10 protein-coding genes are annotated in these 21,785 nt (G+C 39.1%); 3 read left to right on the plus strand and 7 right to left on the minus strand.

What is annotated here, in order from left to right; genetic code table 11:
* Positions 1-17: 17 nt before the first annotated feature.
* The 3 genes from SBH76_RS04205 to SBH76_RS04215 form a co-directional block, all read right to left on the minus strand.
* On the minus strand, positions 18-1,484 hold the full coding sequence (locus SBH76_RS04205) for a tetratricopeptide repeat protein (protein WP_317976894.1): 1,467 nt from the start codon (positions 1,482-1,484) through the stop codon (positions 18-20).
* Between the two features lie 40 nt (positions 1,485-1,524).
* Positions 1,525-2,901: a tetratricopeptide repeat protein gene (locus SBH76_RS04210; protein WP_317976895.1), complete on the minus strand. Its 1,377-nt coding sequence runs from the start codon at positions 2,899-2,901 to the stop codon at positions 1,525-1,527.
* Between the two features lie 197 nt (positions 2,902-3,098).
* Positions 3,099-5,201: a flavocytochrome c gene (locus SBH76_RS04215; RefSeq protein WP_317976896.1), complete on the minus strand. Its 2,103-nt coding sequence runs from the start codon at positions 5,199-5,201 to the stop codon at positions 3,099-3,101.
* Positions 5,202-5,399: 198 nt separating this feature from the next.
* Here SBH76_RS04215 and SBH76_RS04220 point away from each other — a divergent pair, with 198 nt between their 5' ends.
* Complete coding sequence (locus SBH76_RS04220) at positions 5,400-6,347, plus strand: 3-hydroxyacyl-CoA dehydrogenase (RefSeq protein ID WP_317976897.1); 948 nt, start codon at positions 5,400-5,402, stop codon at positions 6,345-6,347.
* Between the two features lie 49 nt (positions 6,348-6,396).
* On the opposite strand, the gene sdaAA is transcribed toward SBH76_RS04220, so the two are convergent.
* Positions 6,397-7,266: an L-serine ammonia-lyase, iron-sulfur-dependent, subunit alpha gene (gene sdaAA / locus SBH76_RS04225; RefSeq protein ID WP_317976898.1), complete on the minus strand. Its 870-nt coding sequence runs from the start codon at positions 7,264-7,266 to the stop codon at positions 6,397-6,399.
* Positions 7,267-7,274: 8 nt separating this feature from the next.
* Positions 7,275-7,940: an L-serine ammonia-lyase, iron-sulfur-dependent subunit beta gene (gene sdaAB, locus SBH76_RS04230; protein WP_317976899.1), complete on the minus strand. Its 666-nt coding sequence runs from the start codon at positions 7,938-7,940 to the stop codon at positions 7,275-7,277.
* 186 nt (positions 7,941-8,126) lie between these two features.
* On the opposite strand from sdaAB, the gene SBH76_RS04235 reads away from it, so the two are divergent.
* Positions 8,127-8,999: a hypothetical protein gene (locus SBH76_RS04235; protein ID WP_317976900.1), complete on the plus strand. Its 873-nt coding sequence runs from the start codon at positions 8,127-8,129 to the stop codon at positions 8,997-8,999.
* Positions 9,000-9,068: 69 nt separating this feature from the next.
* Positions 9,069-9,698 carry a uracil phosphoribosyltransferase gene (gene upp / locus SBH76_RS04240; RefSeq protein ID WP_009662683.1) on the plus strand — a complete coding sequence of 210 codons (630 nt, stop codon included), beginning with the start codon at positions 9,069-9,071 and terminating at the stop codon, positions 9,696-9,698.
* Positions 9,699-9,825: 127 nt separating this feature from the next.
* On the opposite strand, the gene SBH76_RS04245 is transcribed toward upp, so the two are convergent.
* Together SBH76_RS04245 and SBH76_RS04250 are read right to left on the minus strand one after the other, a co-directional pair.
* Complete coding sequence (locus SBH76_RS04245) at positions 9,826-14,769, minus strand: N-acetylmuramoyl-L-alanine amidase family protein (RefSeq protein ID WP_317976902.1); 4,944 nt, start codon at positions 14,767-14,769, stop codon at positions 9,826-9,828.
* A gap of 17 nt (positions 14,770-14,786) precedes the next feature.
* Complete coding sequence (locus SBH76_RS04250) at positions 14,787-21,776, minus strand: N-acetylmuramoyl-L-alanine amidase family protein (RefSeq protein WP_317976903.1); 6,990 nt, start codon at positions 21,774-21,776, stop codon at positions 14,787-14,789.
* Between the last annotated feature and the right edge of the window lie 9 nt (positions 21,777-21,785).

Raw genomic sequence — 21,785 nt, forward strand, 5'->3', positions numbered from 1 at the left:
CCAAAAATACGCTGATTTTAATACATTAGAGTTACTTCCGAATTGGAATCCATCTTCCAATCATTTATAAAGTCCCATCCCATTTTTATATATGTGTCTATACTCATTAATTCATTGTATGTTACATATCCGTTTTTATTTCCTTTTTGCAATGCTATATTACCTTTGCATACAGCAAAATTACTAATAATATCTAAAAATAAGCCATTACCGTATCCAACTATATCTGTTGTTTCAACAACAGAAGAATTTACTTCTCCATCAGCACCGGAGGCTGATATTCCACTTACATATGTATATCCTATATCATTACTTCCATAAATCGGACCTCTCACGATACATCTGTCTATAGTAGAACTGTCAAGCCATGGTGAAATCCCTGCCGCCATCGTATTATAATCATTTGATGACGCTTTTATATAAGCTTCTACTACACAATTAGATATAACCGATGCATTCTCTGCACTTGCAGTTATACCACCGCTTCTGGCATATGCATCACCTGACCCTAAAGTTAGTATTTCTCCTTTTACTAAACATTTTTCGATAGTACCATTCAGCAGTTTTCCACATATTCCGGCTGAATTAGCCATAAGAGTACCATTTCCACCAACTTGCAAGTCAATATCTGTATCAATAATCAGATCTGATACTGTGCCTCCATTTATCACACCAAACAATCCGGCATTATATGAATCGCTTGTGTTCTTATTTATTCTGAATTTTATAGTATGCCCATTGCCCAAAAGTCTTCCTTTAAATGGTCGTTCTTCCGTACCTATCGGCTCCCAATCACCTAATTCAATATCATTTGTCAGTTCATAGCTTCCATCAGGATTTGAGTTGATTCTCTCAATATCTTCTCTCGTACTGACTTTTATAGTAGACTTATTACCCTCTGATTTTTTATTTGTAATTTTATATTTTACAGATACTTCATCATACTTTTTTCCGGTGTCATCTGTAGTATAAGTCTTTAGCAGATAAGTTCCTTCTCTCTTTATACTAATTGGTGTTATATACTTGGTATCCGGCATTAAAATATCATCTGAATCATTTTCAACTTTATAATGAATCTCATAGTTATTTTTATTAGTTAAATATATTGTAATTGGCTTTGAATATTCACCTGATGGCTCTGAAATATGAACAAATGCACCCAGTTCTGCCTCTTTTTCTTTAATTTTATCAAGGTCCTCACCGGACATATTTTTTATTTCCTTTGCCATACTCAAAATTTTATCGGCTTTATCAATATCTCCTACTTTTTGATATGTATCGGCAAGTAAAATATAGCTTTCTACATTCTTAGGTTCTATTTTAATAGCTTTATTAAGCCTTACAATCGCCTTTTCATAGTCTTCCGACAATAAATACTTCTCAGCACTCTTTAGTTGTATACTTGCTCTCATAGAAGCAATATTTGCACATCCGGTCAAAAGCATGATGCTAAATAAAAACAATACCACATACTTTCTCTTCATAGTCAACTCTTATCCTTAATCCTCTCTAAACAATGAATTTCTATTCTCCAAGTGCCGTATCAATATTATCATATGTCAGCTCGGTATTTATATCCTCTGAAGTCAACTTTACCTTCTTTTCCAGCAATTTGTTCAGATATTCAAGATCACCATCTCTATATTGTCCGGCTTTTTCCATGTAAAATCTTGATATATCTCTATTATATTTATAATATTTAAACTGCTTGGTATCATCTAAATATTCCCTACCACACAATATGGAATTATCATCAAAAACTCTGAACAACTCCCCATATTCCCCATAAATATCAAGATAAAGTTTACCATCTACAACACTATATATATCCACAAAATAATTCGATTCATCATATATCCGTTTAATAATCAGCTCATCTCTATTGTCACCTGTAATATCTGCAAGTTTAAAAAAATATTCATACGTATCATCACTATCAATAATGTTATTCAATCTCTTCCTATAACGTTCCTTATAATCTTCGTTTTTATTATTTTTGTCTCCGGAGTTTTTACTCTTATTATTTTCTTCAACATCAATATCATCAATATCCGGAACCTCCATTGAATCTACAGCCTCTTTGATTCTGTCAGGATTCACACGATTGACTATATCATCTGAGCTGAGTATAACTTTATTATCCGATATCAACTGTTTTGTTTCCTCTATCTCTTTACTTTTGCTGTCTTTATCTAATTTCATATAGCGTACTATTGAAGAATTCCATCCTAATACAACCAGATTATCTTTATCTGACGAACTATAATCCTGTACAACATTACCGTTCTCAGCAAATATGACAGGTGAGCTTAAAAAACTAATTCGTACCGCTTTTCCTTTTATTAACTTAAACGGCACAATATATTCACTGCTACCATCTTTATCTTTTTTTGAAATAATTATTTCATCTTGACCGTCACCTGTTATATCCGCTAATGTAAAGTAATAATAGTCAGGAACTTTATCACTATCCAGAGAATCTATTTCATTTACACCACTGTAAAAATACAGTTCATCATCATCACCTATAATACCTGTTTTATAGAAATTGTTGAGTATATCACTATATATTCTCTTGCTGTCAAGTAAGCAAACTTTCTCCTCCTGTGTGCCGCTTAGTCTCACATCGTCCAAATCACGAAGCTTGTCGATAGTATCCTCGGCCTCTTTTTGTTCTCCGGCCTTCACATATGCATCTGCAAGCATTATATATGCATCTACATTTTTACTTTGTATAGACACAGCTCTTTTCAACTTATTTATAGCTTTATCATAATTCTCAGCCTTCATGCTTTTTTTTGCACTCTTTATCTGCATATCCGCTATAGTAGACGAAATACCGGAGCAACCTGTCAAAAGCACCGCGCCAAACAATAAACCAATGAAACTTCTTTTTTTCATTTTATACCCCTTTATTATGTATATATTATTCTAATGTTTTCAAGTATAGTTTTGCATAAATAAAGCTATATACAACATTTAAACTTGCAAAAAATTGTATCATAAACTTAATACTAAGTCATTAAAAAATAATAAAAAAATAATATTTCTTAATAAAAAAAGCTGATATCCAACTTGAATATCAGCTTTATATTTAACTACTGCAATGTAGTATTCTTTATAGCGTCACTTACACCCTTTGAGGTAATAGATGCTCCGGATACGCTGTCAACCTTAAACTCACCGCTTGACTGCATTTTTCTCTTTATTTTCTCCATAGCCTTTCCTCCTATTTCGGCGGTTTCCTTTCCTCCGCTTATAGAAAGATCGTTTACTATACCGTTTTTAACGGTAAATGTAACTTCCACATCTCCGCCAAATCCCTTTGCGCTTCCTTTATAAGAACCGTCTTTAAGATCTGTCTTTATATCCTGTGGAACGAAGTTTGCATCTTCGTTTTCTACGACTATGGTTCTTTCGGTATTTCCGCCGTTTGCAAGTACATATCCGTTTGCATTATCACCTGAAATACGTCCGAATACCACTATATCCGCCACGGCATTTCCACCTAATCTGTTGGCTCCGTGTACTCCGCCTACCACTTCACCGGCAGCGTAAAGTCCCTGGATAGCGCTTCCGTCTTCTTTTAAAACCTGAGTTTCAGTGTTTATCTTTACACCGCCCATTGTATGATGGATAGCAGGTTTCGCAAGTCCTGCAAAGTAAGGTGCCTTTGTAAGAGGTACTTCCATACTCTTTCTTCCGAATTCACTGTCCTCACCTGCTTCCTGCATTGAGGCGTACTTATTCATGGTAGCCACAAGATTCTCTTTGTTAATACCTGTTTTTTCAGCAAGTTCTTCTATTGTATTTGCTTCTACAATAATTCCCTCATTTATATATTTTTCTATAGCACTGAGTGATTCTCTTACCGCAGTATCAAAAACAAGCCAGCTCTCTTCATTTGGCTGCTTAAGTATTGCTGCGGAAACAACATCTCTTGTCTCAAGTTCATTTACAAAACGATTTCCGTCGTCATTTACCAATATAGCACCGTTACCGCGAACACCCTCTGTATACATTGTCGCGGTATTCGGATTTACGGTAGGATGAGTCTGAATCTGCTCGATATCTGTGAGTCCGGCTCCCAATTCAAGTGCCATTTCTATACCGTCACCTGTAGCTCCGGAATGGTTCGTTGTAATAAATCCTGCAAGCTGTGGCGCATATTTTACCACCATATCGGGATTTGCTCCGAAACCTCCTGTAGCAAGTATAACAGCCTTGGTATTTATAACAAACTCTCCATTTTCATCCTCGGCTTCCACTCCTGTTATCTTACCGTCCTTATCGGCAATTATCTTTGTAGCCTTGGTTTCAAGTAAAACAGGAATTCCAAGTTCATCAAGCTTTGCGTTTAAGGTCTTTACAAGCATAGGTCCTACCGCAGATGTATCACTTGGTCTGTGTATTCTCTTTACACTTGCTCCACCGAACTGAGCAACTACAGAAAGATCTCCGCCGATTTCATTTACCCAGTCAACTGCTGCAGCTGAATTTTGTACCAATGTTCTTACAAGATCGGGGTCGTTTAAATTCTTTCCGCCCTTCATTGTATCTTCATAGAACAAATCATTGCTGTCCTCTATACCGTCTCTTTTTTGATACTGAGTTTCAGAAGCGTTCAAACCGCCTGTAGCCCTTACGGTATTACCGCCTGTAAAAGGCATCTTCTCCAAAATAACTACATTTGTAGCGCCTTTTTGTGCCGCTTCTATCGCCGCACTCATTCCTGCACCACCTGCACCTATTACTACAATATCTGCAGACTTTACTTCCATATTTTCTTTAACTTCTTTACCCCGAGCCTTCAGTAAAGCCTTTTTCAACGCTCTTTTCAAAGCTGTGGAAGTGACTGTTGCACCGCTTACAGAGTCAATCTCGGTATCAAGCGCTGTTTTCATCTGTGCATTGAGTTTTTCAACAGCAGCTCCTCCTATATCCGGAGTTTCCTTAGACCCTTCAAATGAAATATTTTCTATTCCGTTATCTCCGACTGTTACTATGGCTTTTACCTTGCCACCAAATCCCTTTTCCGTAGCGGAATATGTACCGGCAATATATTTGATATTATCTTTTATAGTCTTTCTGATACCATCAGTAACCGGAAAAGCTATTATAATAGTAATAACAGCGGCCAAAATCATTAAACAGAGCCCCAAAGTGTTACCACTGTTTCGTTTTTTCGGTTGCTTACCCATTTAAAACCTCCTTAAACCTCTTACAATTTACCGGTACATTATATACTATATTTTCATAAAGTTAAAGTTTAAAACTTTAACAGTACGGTAAAATATATTCCCAAAATTATATAAAAGTGTTATAATATATTTTATACAATTAAATATTGTACATTTACAATAATCTTTGTCCTTTATATAGGATATTAAGGAGGTAATATGAAAAATATAACAGTTGCAGGCGGTGGCGTACTTGGTTCACAGATAGCTTTTCAATCAGCTTTTTGCGGTTTCAATGTAAAGATTTGGCTCAGAAGTGAAGAGTCTATAGGAAGAACAAAGCCGAAATTGGATAGATTATATAATATTTACAAGAGTACATTAAGTGAGGCTAAGAAAAGTATTGGTTCGGGGGTCTCATTACCGAGAGGACTTGCTCCTGATTCCGGATCACTTACGGAATCAGATATAGATAAGCTTCTGGAATCTACAGAGAAAGCCTACAAAGAAATAATTCTTACCACAAGTTTTGAAGAGGCTTGTAAGGATACAGACCTTGTAATTGAAAGTATGGCTGAAAATCCTGAAGCAAAGAAGGAATTTTATAAAGCTTTGGATCCACATCTTGAGGAAAAGACAATAGTTGCCACAAACTCTTCAAGTATGATTCCAAGCCAATTCCGTGACTGTCTTAGGAGACCTGAAAAATATCTTGCAATTCACTTTGCAAACAATATTTGGATCAGCAATACTGCCGAGATTATGGGGCATGACGGTACAGACAAGGATGCATATGAGGCTGTAGCAAAGTTTGCATCTGATATTAAAATGATTCCGCTTCGCCTTACTAAAGAACAACCAGGATATATATTAAATTCCATGCTGATACCTTTCTTAAATGCAGGACAGATGCTGCTTGCAAAGGAAGTCGCAGATCCTGCTACCATCGATCTTACATGGAGACTGGGCACAGGATCACCCTACGGTCCTTTCCAGATTCTTGATATAATCGGTTTAAGTACAGCCCTTAATGTAGTATCAAACGATCCGCTTTCAAAGGATCCAGGTACTGTTCAAGGTAAAATAAAAGCTGTTCTTGAAAAATATATTTCAGAAGGTAAAACAGGTATAAATGCAGGTGAAGGATTCTATAAATATAATAACTAATTAAAATAAGCGATTACCCGATATGTAGTTATATCGGGTAATCGCATTTTTATCTGCAACCTCCGCAGGCATCACATGCACTTTTTGTCACCGCGCATCCGCCAAGTGCTGTTTCTCTAAGTTCTACAGGCATTCTCTTACCTACCTTATACATAGTATCAAGCATTTCATCAAAAGGTATAAGCTGCTTTATTCCCGCCATTGTGAGTTCTGCCGCCACCAATGCATTTGCAACTCCGGAAGCATTCCTGTTTTGACATGGATACTCTACCAGTCCACCTACAGGATCACATACCAATCCAAGCATATTCATAAGCACCGTTGATGCCGCATCAAGACATTGAGAAGGGCTTCCTCCCAACAGTTCAACAGCTCCAGCCGCCGCCATGGCTGCCGCTACACCCATCTCCGCCTGACAACCACCCACAGCCCCGGCTACAGTAGCATTTCTCATAGCCAGATATCCTATTGCACCTGCTGTAAATAATGCATCTAATATTTTCTCATCAGAAAAAGAATATACATCCTGCATTGCTAATAAGAGTCCCGGAACTACTCCTGATGAACCTGCGGTAGGAGCCGCCACTATAAGTCCCATGGAGGCATTGCATTCCAAAACGGCCATTGCATACATTACTGCCTTTGAAAGTACCGGACCTCCTATATTTTTCTTCTGATTTTGATATTCGCTAAGCTTTTTTGCCTCACCTCCTATAAGTCCTCCCATTGATTTTATAGGTGTATTTACAGGTAATGTTGAAGAGTCTCTCATAATCTCAAGAACTCTTTTCATTTTATTTATTATCTCTTCTTTTGAACTTGTACTCTCATCACATTCTCTTCTTTTCATTACATCTGAAATGGATAGATCATTCTTATCACAAAGTTCTAAAAGCTCTTTTGCATTAATAAAATCCATAATCTCTCCTATTGAACTATCATCACCTGTGATATATGTTCATTTTTATATAATCCCGGTTTTATATCCGGCGGTATCATTTCATCCGATTCTATAATTGTATATGCCTTATTTCCCTTTGATTCTCTGTAAAGCTTCATAAATGCGATATTTATATTATGCTCACTTAAAATCTTACTGATATATGCTATAACTCCCGGTCTGTCACGATGCACCAAAATAATAGCACTGTACTCACCTGAAAAGTCTATATCAACCTGATCTATCTTTACTATTCTTACCTTTCCACCGCCAAGGGATTCACCTCTGACTGTAACCTTTCTCCCGTCTTCATCCTCCATACATACATCAACTGTATTCGGATGAATCTCGGTAAGCTCACTGTTTGGCGTAAATTTGTACTCTATCCCTCTCTCGGCGGCAATGCTGAATGAATCACGTATTCTTACATCATCTGTGCTAAATCCCATAAGTCCGCCAAGCAATGCTCTATCCGTACCATGTCCTTTGTAAGTCTTTGCAAAGGAGCCGTAAAGTATAAACTCTACCTTTTTGGGATTCCCCCCTATCATCTTTCTGGCTAAGAATGCAATTACACATGCCCCTGCGGTATGTGAACTTGAAGGCCCTATCATATTTGGACCAAGCACATCAAAAACACTGATAAATGCCATATTATCTCCCCAAAACTAAATTTTGTTCTATTCATTCGCATTATTTTAACATATTTAAAAATGAAAGCAAACATATTATAAAAACTACATTGGTGGTATTTTTTAAAATCTAATTTATAATTAAGATTTCTTTTTCCTGTTTTCATGTATAATGTATTTGAAGAAATCAAATCATATGGAGGTAAAATGAAGAAACTATTATTATATTTAACAATTCTTGCATTGCCTGTTATAAGTGCAGGATGCAAAAGTAAGGATACTTCAGATTTGAAAAGTATTATGACTACAGAAGCTAACGGTGCCATGTCACCTACTACTACCGCTGCCGAGGGTGCTAACGGCGCTATGTCACCAACTACAATTGCACCTACAAGTGACAGTAAAGAGTCCTCTTCGGCTGAAACAAAATCAGGTAAAACAACTACCGCCGATAAAAAATCATCTTCCAAATCAAGTGTTACCGAAAATGCGCAGAGCTATTCCAAGGATAAATCAAAAGTCTCTTATCCTAAACTTAGCGGAATTGACTCTAAAATAGAATCATCAGTAAATAAAGCTATTGAGGATAATGCCAAACTTGCTTTGGATTCATTTACTTCAAATGCCGGTTCAACTGCCGAATTAAAGTATAATGTAAAAAATCAAAGCAGAAACAGAATGAGTATAGTTTACACCGGAACACTTAAAACAGGAAATGAGAGTAAAAAGATTATTTTTACAAATAATATAAATCTTGATACAGGTGAAAGTATCGGGCTTACAGATTTTGCCGATCCGCTTACCATTGCAAACTACATACTCTCAGATGATGTTGAACTTGAAAATGCTACAAACACACAGGCTGCAGGCTTTACAGAATATAAAAAGACATTAAGTGTTGATACTCTGAAAGCCTTGCTTGAGGATGCGGATTTCCCTCTTATAAAGAAAAATGATGTGAATGAAGGTTTTCCGAAGCTTTTCTCTTACGAATCAGGTGGTGATATTTTTATAGCCATGCCTCTTTCTCATGAGCTTGGTGACTATGTACTTGTAAAATATTCTCCAAGCACTAAATAATTTTTTCTATGTACTTATGTATTTATTTGCTCTATAATAAGGGAAGCAAATTTTAGATTGAGGTGTAAAATGTCAAAAGTTTATATTAATAAGCATCCGTTGGTTCAACACAAAATATCAATTCTTCGTGATAAGAACACAGGAACCAATGAATTCAGATCTCTTGTAGGTGAAATTGCAATGTTGATGGGATATGAAGCCTTAAACGACCTTCCTACAGAAGAAGTTGAAGTAGAAACTCCACTTGAAAAATGTATGACTGAAATGATTTCAGGTAGAAAAATGGCAATAGTACCTATACTTAGAGCAGGGCTCGGTATGGTTGACGGTATCTTACAGCTTGTGCCGGCATCAAAGGTAGGACATATAGGTCTTTACAGAGATGAAGAAACTCATACACCTGTAGAATATTATTGTAAACTTCCAAACCCTATTGAGGAGAGAATAATAGTTGTTACAGATCCTATGCTTGCAACAGGCGGTTCTGCTATCGATGCCATATCTCAAATCAAGAAACATGGCGGTAAAAAAATAAAATTCATGTGTATCATAGCCGCACCTGAAGGACTTAAAGCTCTTGAAGAGGCCCATCCGGATGTACAGATATATGTAGGTCACCTTGACAGACAACTTAATTCCGACGCTTATATTTGTCCGGGACTTGGAGATGCCGGCGACAGAATATTCGGAACAAAATAAATAACAGCAATAAATTATTTCGGCCACCTTCGGGTGGCTGTTTTATAAAAACAGAGGAGCCACACTTTCGTGCGACTCCCCTTTTTTATTTCGGACTGAAAATATCTACAAGTTTTATAAACTATAATTATCTCCAAGCTCCGCTTTCATTTACATGATAACCGTCAGGTGTAGTTTCATTCTGATACATTGAACCAAGAGGTCTTGAGTTCACATTACCATGATTCCATCTACCTGTTACATTATCAAAGAACCACGTCTGTGCAGGTGCTGTAGGATTCAAGAAGTAATACTCTCCTCCTATCTTGCTCCAGTTTGTATGCATAGCACCGCTTGAAGGATCAAGGTAATACCATCTTCCGTCCTGGCCGTCATGATGCCATCCCTTAATCATCTCACCATAGAATCCGTTGTGATTCATTGACAGATAATACCATGTACTTCCGTCTAAGAACCATCCTGAATCCATGATGCCGTCCTCAGCAAAGTGATACCACTCAGACTTTGTCTTTCCTTCGTAAGTATAGCTTAAGTATGCCCATCCCTTAGCTCTTCCGCCATTTGCAAGGTTGAATACCCACTTGCTGCTGTCAGGATTTGCTGTAGCTTCTACAGGATTTGTAAGCTCCCAGTTACCGTCAAACCCGACTCTAAGACCTGCTGTTTGTCCGCCGGACTTTCTTCCTGATGAGCCTGAGCCTCCGCCTGAACCGCCGCGGCCACCACGACCATGTGTTCTTCCTCCTGCATCAACCACTGCATCATTAAGCGCCTGAAGAGCTGCTATAAGCTCAGGTGTAGATGACTTTCTGTTTATTCTGTCAATTACAGCCTGTGCCGCATTAATTGCCGCCTGAAGTGCTGCTCTCTTTACAGGATCGTTGATTCTGTTTAACTGATTGTTTGCATTCTTTATAGCCGCCTTTAAATCAGCCTCAGCTTTTCTACGCTCAGCCTTATCATTTGAATAGTAAACATAGATTGTCTCATCAGCTGTTACACGAAGAGTCGGATCATAAGGATCATACATTCCTCTGTCCTTACTTAATCCCTCGTAATGCCATGTAATACCGTCATTGTCTACATAGTCTGACTGTATTGCGCTTGCATAAAGTGACGCATAATCGTTTACTACCTTATTACTTGCTATTGTAAGTCTTGTTACAAGGTGATTATCTCTTCCGTCTATTACTTTTACCTTAAATGTGCTTGCAGGTAAAACATATCCGAATACATAGTTCATTCCACTCTCAAATTCAAAGTTGAACTCTCCTGTGTATGCACTTCCTGCATTCTCATAATCTCCATGTTCCTCATTAAAGGTAGGAGCTGTTGTTGTTGCATTTGACGGTGTTGCTGAATAGAACTTATACTCTCTATCCTGCATCAATACACCTGTCTCAACTACTCCTGATAACTTTGTTCCACTTGGTAAAGCATAATCTTCCCATGTACTTGTTAAAGGATTTTCCTTTTGTACTCTTGCACTTACCCGGAATTCTCCTCTATATGAGTCATCTCCTATAGCATCAGCCATCTGAGTTCTCAGAGTACTTCCTACAGGTGTCTTATCTATTACTATACGGAAGTTTCCTGAGTCTGTAATAATCGGCTGGATAATTCCCACATTTCTGCTTGGACTTACTCCGTTATTATACTGTACAGGAGCCCATGTCTGTCCCGGTGTTGAATATACCGCCTGTATTGTTACAGGGTTGTTCGGCATATCAAATGTCAAACGCTGATTTGTTGCCGCATTCATATTTGGCAGAGGTCCACCGCTGATGATGTTCCAATGATCAAATAATTGGCTGTTATTGTCAAGACCGCTTGCCTCTATCTCTACCTGTGTACCGGCTGACAGTCCCTGTAAAACTGCAGGATCTGTTGATGCAACTCCGTTTATCTTGAAGTTACTTATTGCCGGTGCATCATTTGAAACAGCTGTTATATTAAATCTGTTTACTGCCAATCCGATGTTTGATGTGTCAACAGGTAATGATGCTCCGTCAGCTATACGTGCTGCAGGTGTTACATTTGTTCCTGTTGTTCTTGGTACAACTCTGTATATCGTATTCGGATTTAAGTTATTAAATGTTATAGGTGCTCCCGGTGCACTCGGTGTTGTAAACGGGTACACTACATTTCCTGAAGGATCTACCAATGCATAGTCTGTATTAGGTGATGTAGGATTTATTGTTATCATCGCCTGTCCCGCATTTGAAGGATCCTGTGATACTGAAGGTGTAACAGCTACAGGTATTGTAGCCGGTGCTGAAGGTCCTGCTACTGTTGCTATACTTGAAGGTATCGGTGCTCCTACTACTATACTTCCCGCATCTGTTGCAGGAACTGTACTTACATGATAAGTATTTCCGGCCTGTATTGCAGGATCTGTAACCAAACCGCCCTCTCTCATTACATCTGCACCTGATATTTTTGCTACAACATTTCCTGAAGGATCTGTTATAACATATGTAAGTCTTGAATCCATTTGTGCAGGTGTTGCAGAATCTATAGTTATTGTAGGCTCTCCTGTTGTAGGATTTAAGCTTCCTGTAATATTTGGTACATATGGCGCTACAGGTGTTGTGCTCTCTCCAAATACATACAAATCTTTTCCTGCAAGTGTTGAAAGATCTACAGTTGCCGTATCTATCGGTGTAAGGTTCAATCTTCCTGTTGAAGGATCTACTGTACCTTCATACCACTTCGGTGTATATCCGGCTGCAACACTTATACCGTTATGAGTCTCTTCTGTATAATCCTGAATCTCACTCCACGGAACATTAACTCTATCTACTCCTGAAGCATCTTTTCTTGGTATCTCAGCCAAAGTACCGTTTGATAATACTACCTTATTGTCGGCTTTTTCATCATGGAGAGTAAACTTATACCATGCATTTTGATCTTTCTTAAAATTAGCTATAAGAGAGATTATATTTGTAGTTCCCGGTGTTATCTGTGTTAAAGTTGCCTCACCGTTTGAACCAAAGCTTACTTCCTGACCCTTATATGTCCATTTGTCAAATAAATATCCTGCATTAGGAACAGGTGTAGGTAAGTCGCTTCTCTTTATATCAAGATCATACTTAAGTGTACTAGGATTGATATTCTTTCTTATCAATCTTGGGAAAGTTCCTCCGTTTGTAATATAACTATCATATGTAACACTGCTTCCACCGCTTGTTACATAAAGATCTCCACCCTCCACAGATGCTGCAGATAACTCTGTAACTGCATTAGGATCTTGAGTATACTTTACTGTAAGTACAAAGTTGTCTGTAGGTCCGCCTGTTGATACCACATACTTAGGGCTTGTAGCACTCCATGTGGCATATAAGCTTGATATAGGAGTTGTATATGATGATGACCAGTTTGCAGCATCATCCACCTCTATACTTGGGTGAGTCAGATAGCTTGTAAGCTCAGGTGCCTCTATTGTCATATTGTATGCTGAACCTGTATTGTTTGCCTTTGCATAAATCATCTGTACAGGATCTGTTCCGTTTGCTTCTTTATAGAATGTTCCCGTTACTTCTGTTGCAGGGGCATCAGGCACTGCATTTCCGGCATCAGCCAACTTATCAAGTACCTTCTGTGTTATATTATTTCCCTGATCATCCTCATACTTTACCTTTAAAGTTACAAAGTATGCAGGGTTCGGTATGTAGTTGAAAGTAATTGTAACAGGCTGATTAAGCATTGTTCCCACTACTTTTCTTGCATCTACATCATGTCCGGCATCTCCTACCATATTTGCTTCGGTAGTAATCTTTCTAAGATTATTTGCCGCATCATCCCTTGCAGGTATCAAGTTTCTTATAACAGTTGGCGCTCCTCCACTTACTCCCGGTGATGTGAAATATCCGTCGGAATTAGGTTTTCCGTTACCATATGTTACCGTTATAGGGGTTGTAGCATCAAGAATATATCTTGCAGGAGTATAGTTTGTTGCTCCTGTTGCAGGATCTTGAAACTTCTTTGCTAAGATAAGGTTTAAATTACCCTGAAGCGGTACATTCTGATTTGTTCCGTATATTGTTGCCGGTATATTTGTGATAGTCTCTATCTTCTTTCCGGCCTCAATTGCAGCTACTTCGCTAACCGTACGTGGAACTGTATACAATGGTGAGTTATCGGCTGTCTGTGTTGTTCCCGCAGGTAATCCTGCATGATATGTAGCTACGGCTGCTGATGACTTATATACTGAATCCTGTACTGTAATACCGTTTGTCTGAGTAGGGTCAACAACATACTTGTATGTTATTTCAACCCCCTTGTTTATAGATGTTCCTGTAACATACTTTGAGTCCGTATCATATGCTATATGTGTTTTTGATACATCAAAGTTACCCTGTAAAACAACTGTCTTACCGCCGTCTCCGTCATCTGTAGTATCTACATTTACTACTTTATATCCCGGGATTGTAAGAGGTGCTACGGATATACCTGACATTACAGGTACACTTCTATCAGGTACATTCTTAAATGCAGGAGTTGCACTTGCATCATCAAGACCCGGTATATAGTATCCGCTTGCAGCACTTGACTTTACATGATTGACCCTATAATAATAAGTTTTTGTATTATCAGGTCCAAGCTCTGCATAGTATGTCTGACCGCCATATGGATATATTGCAGGTACCTGATTCATATAAGGACTTGCTATACCGTTATTATTTCTTGGATACCATGCTGTAATTAAATATCCGGTTAACCCTCTCTGATCCCAGTTAAGTGCCGATGTATCACCGGTTGCCTGGAATGTTTTGGTTGCATCAAAAGCTCCGTTGTCATTCATATATGGCAGTGCTATAGCACCTGTTCCGGTATTTACCTGAAGTCCTGCAGGTGCCGGTGCTGTAGGAATAACATCTCCTGCAGTTCCACTCAATGTTAAATCACTTGCAAAGCGATCTACCGATTCATTCTTTCCGGTAAAATTAAACTGTATTTCTCCTGCTCCCGGAGCAGCTGCATATGCCGGCATTGCCGGTGCGAGCATGGCAAAAGCCATACCCGCAGACAATACGGCAGTCAATTTTGCTTTTATTGTCTTTCTTTTCATTTTTTCTCCTACGTCACTTAGTACCAAGCACCGTTTGCATCTACATTATATCCGTCCGGAGTCTTCTCTCCCGCATACATAGATCCAAATGGTCTTACAGTATTGTTTAAGTAGCTCCACTTGAAAGCATCGGCATCCCATGTATAAGTATTTTGTGGAGTATTGGTATTAAAGTAATACCACTTACCGTCAATCTTTTGCCATCCGACAAGCATCTCACCGTTTGAATTCAGATAGTACCATCTTCCATCCTGCGGATCTTTATGCCATCCTGTCTTAAGGATACCTGTATTATCATTCATGTAATACCACTTATTTGTCTTTTCATCCTTTACCCAACCTAATACCATCTGGCCAAGCTCAGGTCCCGGTGTTGTGTTCATATAATACCAGTTGCCGTTCTTTGAGTCATATACCCAACCTGTTGCCATTGTTGAGCGTCCGTCAAAGTAATACCAACGTGATACCTTCTTACCTGTATTGTCGTTGAATGTAATCATTCCCCACATATCGTTAAGTGGTGTTCCACCGTTAAGTACGAATGACCATCCTCCTGTTACAGGGTTTGTCTCCCAAGCACCGTCTACACCAAGTACGAATGCTCTTACATTACTGTTTTCATTGATAGCTGTATTTTGTTGTGACTTCTCTCCGGGTGTTAAAAGTCTACTTCCTCTACCGCTTGAAGAGTTACCTCCACCGCTGGCACCACCGGTTCTTCTGTTTCTGTCTCCGGCTCTGTCGGCTGCTATCTTTGAATACTTGTCAATAAGTCTTCTAAGTGCATCTATTGCCTGCTGAAGCTCTGCATAGTTTGCCTGTCTGAGATATGTTGTTCCGTCAGGAGATACAAGATCTCTTGCCTGTCTAAGTGTCTCAAGTGCATGTGCTATAGCCTCATTAAGCTCTGCCACCTCTGCTACCTTAAGGTATGGGTCTCCTGTGAGGATCTTTGCTTCTTCTATAGTATCACCAAGATCTACTCTTGCCTTTGCAACTTCTTTTCTGTTGTCTGAATAGTATGCATAAACAATTGTTCTCTTTGTTACAGGACTTGTTGTGTCATATACTGAAAGCTTATCTTCCTTCTTTGACCAGTTAACATAGTCATACTGTACACCATAGATATCCTCAAACGGTGTTACAAGTCCGTTTGCTACATCATTTTGTGCATATGCCGTAACTACCGCATAATCACTTGAGTAGTAAGCATCCTCTACATTCTCTTTTCTTCTTACCTTAAACTTCTTATAGAAGTTTCTGCTTGTATCATTTAAGTGTAAATTATCAAGTACAGGCTTATTATCTACAAATGTTACCTTAAATGTCTTTGAATAAACAAGTACATATGAATGCTGCAAGTTACCTGTGAACTTAAGAAGTCCCGCATTGTTTGCTACATCTGTTGTAATTGTTATATCTACAGGATTGATATTACCTAAACTGTCAGGTGTCACATCAAATAACTGGTAATCAAGCTGATCAACGTCTTCTGCAGGAAGCTGTGCTATAACATCTACTGGCGCATTTGATGCTGTTGCAAGTATTCCGTTATTTACAAGTCTTCCGTTTACATATCTTTCAAGCTGGATATCAAGTCCGTATGCTGTTGTATGTGCATCCGGATGATCAACTCCCGATATAGAAACAGGCTTTACAGCTGTTTTCTCATTCGGTTTTGCATCTCTTTTGTTAAATACTACCTTGTATTCTACTGTTGCACCGTTTACTCCGATAAGTGATCTGTCAAGTGGTGTTGTAAGATCATGTGCAAGTCCAGGTATCTGACCCGGTATTAGTCCGAACTCTCCTACTCCACCGCCTCTTATTGTCTCTGTAAGATCCGCATCATCTCCCGCTACCTTTGTAGGTTCGTATACAGCCTTAAGTACAATATTTGAATTTGAAAGAGTAAATGAGTAATCAGCCTGTGTTATATTTCCGCTGACTCCTACAGCTCTTCCTGCAAGTACCTGCCAGTAAAGGAAGTTCTTGCCGTTTGCATCTACAGGATCTGCATGGATTACCACTTCTTCTCCTGCTTTTGCCTGATCGTATGTGTCATTTCCTACACTTGTTGTTCCTACCGTTACTACGCTTCCGCCCTTTGTCTCTACTACATACTTAGGTGCGTCCGCCATATCTCCCGGATTTGCTATTATCTGATTTCCGTCAGGTAACTTTGTAAGTGGGTTTGGAATTGAGCTGTCGCCCTTCTTTCTTGCCACTACAGTGTAGGTCTCATTTGGATTTAAGTTGTTGAAAGTAACTGTTGAAGGATTGTTTCCTACAGGAGTCATCCATCCGTTGTCACTTCCCGGATACTGCACTACGTTTCCGTTCTCATCTATGAGCGCATAATCTGCGTCAGGATCTGCCGGATTGATAATAATCTGTGCCATACCGTCATTTTCAGGATCATATCCTATGTTGTAGTTATTATCTACTGTCGGAACATATACATCCTGTGGTGTTGATACCGATGTACCTGTTATAGAAGAAATCGGCTGACCTACAGTTGCCTGTGTATCAGGGCTTCCTTCCTGTACATTGTAGTGTGCTCCCGGTATAAGGTTTGGAACTACAGTTCTATTTCCTGTTGAATCTCCCGGTACCACCGCTACGATATTTCCGTCAGGATCGCTTATTACATATACATTTCCCGGTGTTGTACCGTCTATTACTATCTCACCGCTTCCGTCATTTCCTATACGACCTGTTGGTGTGATAGATCCGATAGTACCGAACACGTTTGGATCCTGGCTAAAGAATGCTGTATATGTTGCATGGTTTGTAAGTGTGCTTGTTCCCTGCATGAAGGCACCGTTTGGATCCTTCCAGCCTTTAAACAAGTAGTTTGCTACAGGTGTAGCTGTAGGAAGCTGTCCTGTTATCTGACTCCATGTGTAATCAAACGGTATATGAAGTGTTGCAGGAGCTGTGATTGAACCGTTGCTTCCTGCCGCAAAGTTGATATCAAACCACTTACTTGGGTCTTCTACAAACTTGGCATACACAGTTAAAGGTGTAGGATCTGTTGTTCTAAAGAAGTCTGTATCTCCTACAGGCTGTGTACATGCTGCATCCTTATACCATCCGTCAAACATATAGTAACGGTTAGGTGTTACACTTGGTACATAGTTTAATGCCTTTATCTTGCTGAACTTATATGCTCTTGCATCTCCCGCGCTTGTTCCGTCACTTAATAAGATGCTGTTTGCTGTAGCTGCTCCTACGCTACCGTTGTTATATGGTGCAGATGCTACTGCAAAGTTGATACTTGTCCACTTTGATGCATCTCTGCTTAACATCCAGTCTACCTTTGTAGGTGTTGCAGTTGGAAGTACAGGCATCGTTCCTGTAAACTCTCCGGTTGTATTATTTGTTATATTTCCAAGTGTTGTAGGATTTTGATCTACACTTGAGCTTGCATCCCAAACATATCCGTAAATTCTTTCAAGATTTGTTCCTGATGTAGGTAGGCCTTCTACAAATGTTGTTCCTGCCATATGTGGCACAACTTCACTTGCAAGTACTGTATTATCGATTCTGTCAAAGTATCTCTTTATCAGGTTGTTTCCTGAATCATTTGTATACTTAAATACTACTGTTACATTCTGGTTAGGCATCTTTGCAACAAAGTTACCGTTTGCCAGATTCTCATCAATTATAAGGTTATTCACTCCGTCATCAATACCGATTGTATATAGAGGTGTTGTAGGAGCTGTTCTACCCTGTGTAACTGTAAATGTAGAGTATGAGAATCCTGTAATGTCATTCTTCTTTGCCGCACTTACCTGCTGCTCTGCCAACTTTGTTACTGTTGTTGTAGGTGCTATTACATTACCTGCAAGGTCCTCATGTCTTACTTCAAATGTAAATCTCTGTGAAGGATCTACCGAATACTTGTAATAGAGTGCAATCGCAAGAGGAGGCATACTTGTTATTGTAAGTCTTCCCGGATGTGCATCTGTTGCAGGAGCTATTGTTCCTGTAGCTGCTGTATTAGGTGTCTTTGTTCCACTGTCATACATATATCCCGGTATAGGTCCTATAGGATCCATCGTAAAGTTGTCATTCACATGATGTGTATTATCAACATCTGTAAAGAATGTGATAGGTGTTGAAACACTCTTGTTTGTAAACTTTCTTGTTATTGCAAATGTTCCGGATCCCGGTGTCCACTTTGCATAGAACTTTTTAACTCCTGTTACAACAGGTGTCGGGAAAGTTCCGCTTGGATAAGTAATCACAGCACCTATATCGGTATCACCTGAATCAAATATATTGTTTCCGTTTACATCATTGTACTGTTGCCATCCCACAAGATCATATCCAAGTCTTGTACTCTGTGGAACAGAAATATTTGATATGGCTCCTGTAGGCTCGGTTCTGTCAGGAACCGCTGAACCGCTTTGTGGATCAAACTTATATGTAGCCTCATCTTTTATAAGATTTATTCTGATACTTACGTTCTCACCCGGCATTGTACCTGTTAAGCTTCCGTTAGCATCTATTGATATAGAATCAGGAAGGTTGATTGCAGTATTTGCACTTACATCATACTTATATCCGTTGATTGTAGGCATGTTATATTTTACTTCACCACCTGCAGGTATTCCCTTTGAGTAAGGGTTTGCATCTACATAGTTTTCTGTAGACGGTACAGGTGCAGGTATTGTAAGGTCTGCAAAGTTAAATGATGAACCGTCAGGCTTTAAATATGTCAAAGCAAATGTATATATAGTTGAATGAAGATATATAACCTTTGCGTCCTCTAAGGTTCCGGCGGTCGCATGTGCAACAGTCTTTACACCGTCTCCGGCTCCTATAGTCTGTCCGTAAATATCCGATTTGAAGTTTGCAGGTGAATATGGCAATGAACCGCCGGAAGTTCTGTCAGCATAATCCGCCAATACACTACCCTCACTGTTTGCTGTAGGAAGGGCATCTCCTGTCATTCCTATTCCGATTTTACCGCTTATAGCATTTCCGGACTCAACAAATATAGGTTTATCATCTATTAAGACGTTTCCGTCTTTTGTCTTTTCGTCTGCAGTACCGAGTGTTCCGTTGTACATCTTTGATCCGGTAACATCCAGACTTCCGTTTACTGTAATAGGATATAATCCTGCGCCCAAGTTAGATTCTGTTGAGTCTATAGCCACACCGTCATCCAATGATATATTGTCTTTAATTGCAGCTGCTCCACCTGCAGCATTTATATCAAGAACACCGGTTCCTGAAATCTTAAATACTGAAGGTACCTTTGCTCCGGTTACTCTAAATCCACGCATTACAGTACCGGCTTTTACACTCACCTTACCCTTATCAAGATCAAAGGCAGGTGCTGTTGCTGTAGTATTAGTTTGTCCTGTAGGATTATTTCCGTTTCCGTCAACTATAACATTACGGAAGTTCAACCTTGAATCGTTATTCTCCATTTTGAATAACTCGCCTGTAAAGCCGGCAGTTCTCTTTAACGTAGCTATATCAGATTTTATAGAAGGGTTAAACTTTTGATATCCGGTATAAGTTGGTAATCCCGGATTATTAAAATCCGCTGTCTGAATAGTAATTTCCGTATCATTTGGAATAGTCAAGGTTTCACCTATTGTTGCATCATTCTGCAAATAGATATACGCCTTCTTAATTCCTCTTGCTTTTATATCAGCTATAGCATCCTTTACAGAGTTTATAGGTCTACCCATAAATCCCGCTATAATATTGTTAGTAGGATGTACGCCTGTATTTCCCGATCCTTCATTTACATAATATACTGAAGGTTTAAGGGCAATCATAAATGTAGCAGTTTTTTGCTCTCTCGGCTTTAAGTTAAAGTATGCTGAAAATGCCGCCGCACTGTCACCGGCATTTACCATTCCCGGGAATCCTTGTGAAAATACCCATGAAGTATGTTCAATTCCCGCTGTATTTGGATACAACATACCCCAAACGCGATTTTCACTAGGGTCATTTGCATCTCTCTTTACCATCCCCGCACCGTTACCTGATGAATATATATCAAATACGGTTAAAGGATGATCACTTGTCTTATGGCTTTGGAAGTGAAGTCCTTCAAATTTCTCTCCGGCACCATGTCTTGTAGTAAAGATAGGCACATTATCCTGAGAAGGAAGCATGGTATCTGTCTCATTACCCACCATAAAATCCACAGTATCTGTAGCACTTGGATTAAATGCAGTATACTGAACCACAATAAACTGATCATCATCAGATGGTTTTATTTCCTGTCTCAGTTCTACTTTTCTTTCATTTGCTCCAGTTAATCCATTACTAAGTTCTAATACCTGTCCATTGTAATAAGTTCCACCAAATGAATGTAAAACCTTTCTTCTTGGGCTTCCTGGGAATGCTGCTGCTGTCGGCTCTGCACCATTCCAAGAGCTTACGTATGTATCAACAGGACCTTCATCAGGATTAGCTGCATTTGGTGGTGTGTATACAGTTGAACCTGTTGTAACTGTATCTGTAAGCTCAGCATCTGTTCCTATACGAAACGGCTTTCCGAATGCATAATATCCATCCCACCAGTTAGTATCATATTGAACATATATTGTTGGATTATTACGTGGCTGTCCAGTATGTGCTGTGGCTCCTGTATAATATCCATTTGTATTATTTGCTCTATCATTTGAACTCACCAGTCCGGCAATACTAAACGTAGATGCGTCACCTGTTTGGGAAATTGATGTTATTCTTGATGTTCTATTTGTGTATCCAATTCCATTTAAACTAAGTGTCTTTCTGTATCTAACATCTCCAAAGGCAAATGCTGTAGAATCAGATGAACCATAAGTAAATCCATCCACCTGGCTTACCCATTTATTACGCTGTCCATCTCCGGGACTTAGGTTTGTGTTCGGTGATAATCCCGCCGCCATCACAGTCATATTCCCCAGTGGCGCCCCTGTCAGCACCATTGCAGCTGTCAACAGTCCCGCAGTTGACTGTTTAATCAGCTTTATTAAATTATTTTTCTTCATATCTCTCCT

Origin of the sequence: Lachnoanaerobaculum sanguinis (assembly GCF_033242365.1) — a bacterium.
In the GTDB taxonomy this organism is placed as follows: domain Bacteria; phylum Bacillota; class Clostridia; order Lachnospirales; family Lachnospiraceae; genus Lachnoanaerobaculum; species Lachnoanaerobaculum sanguinis.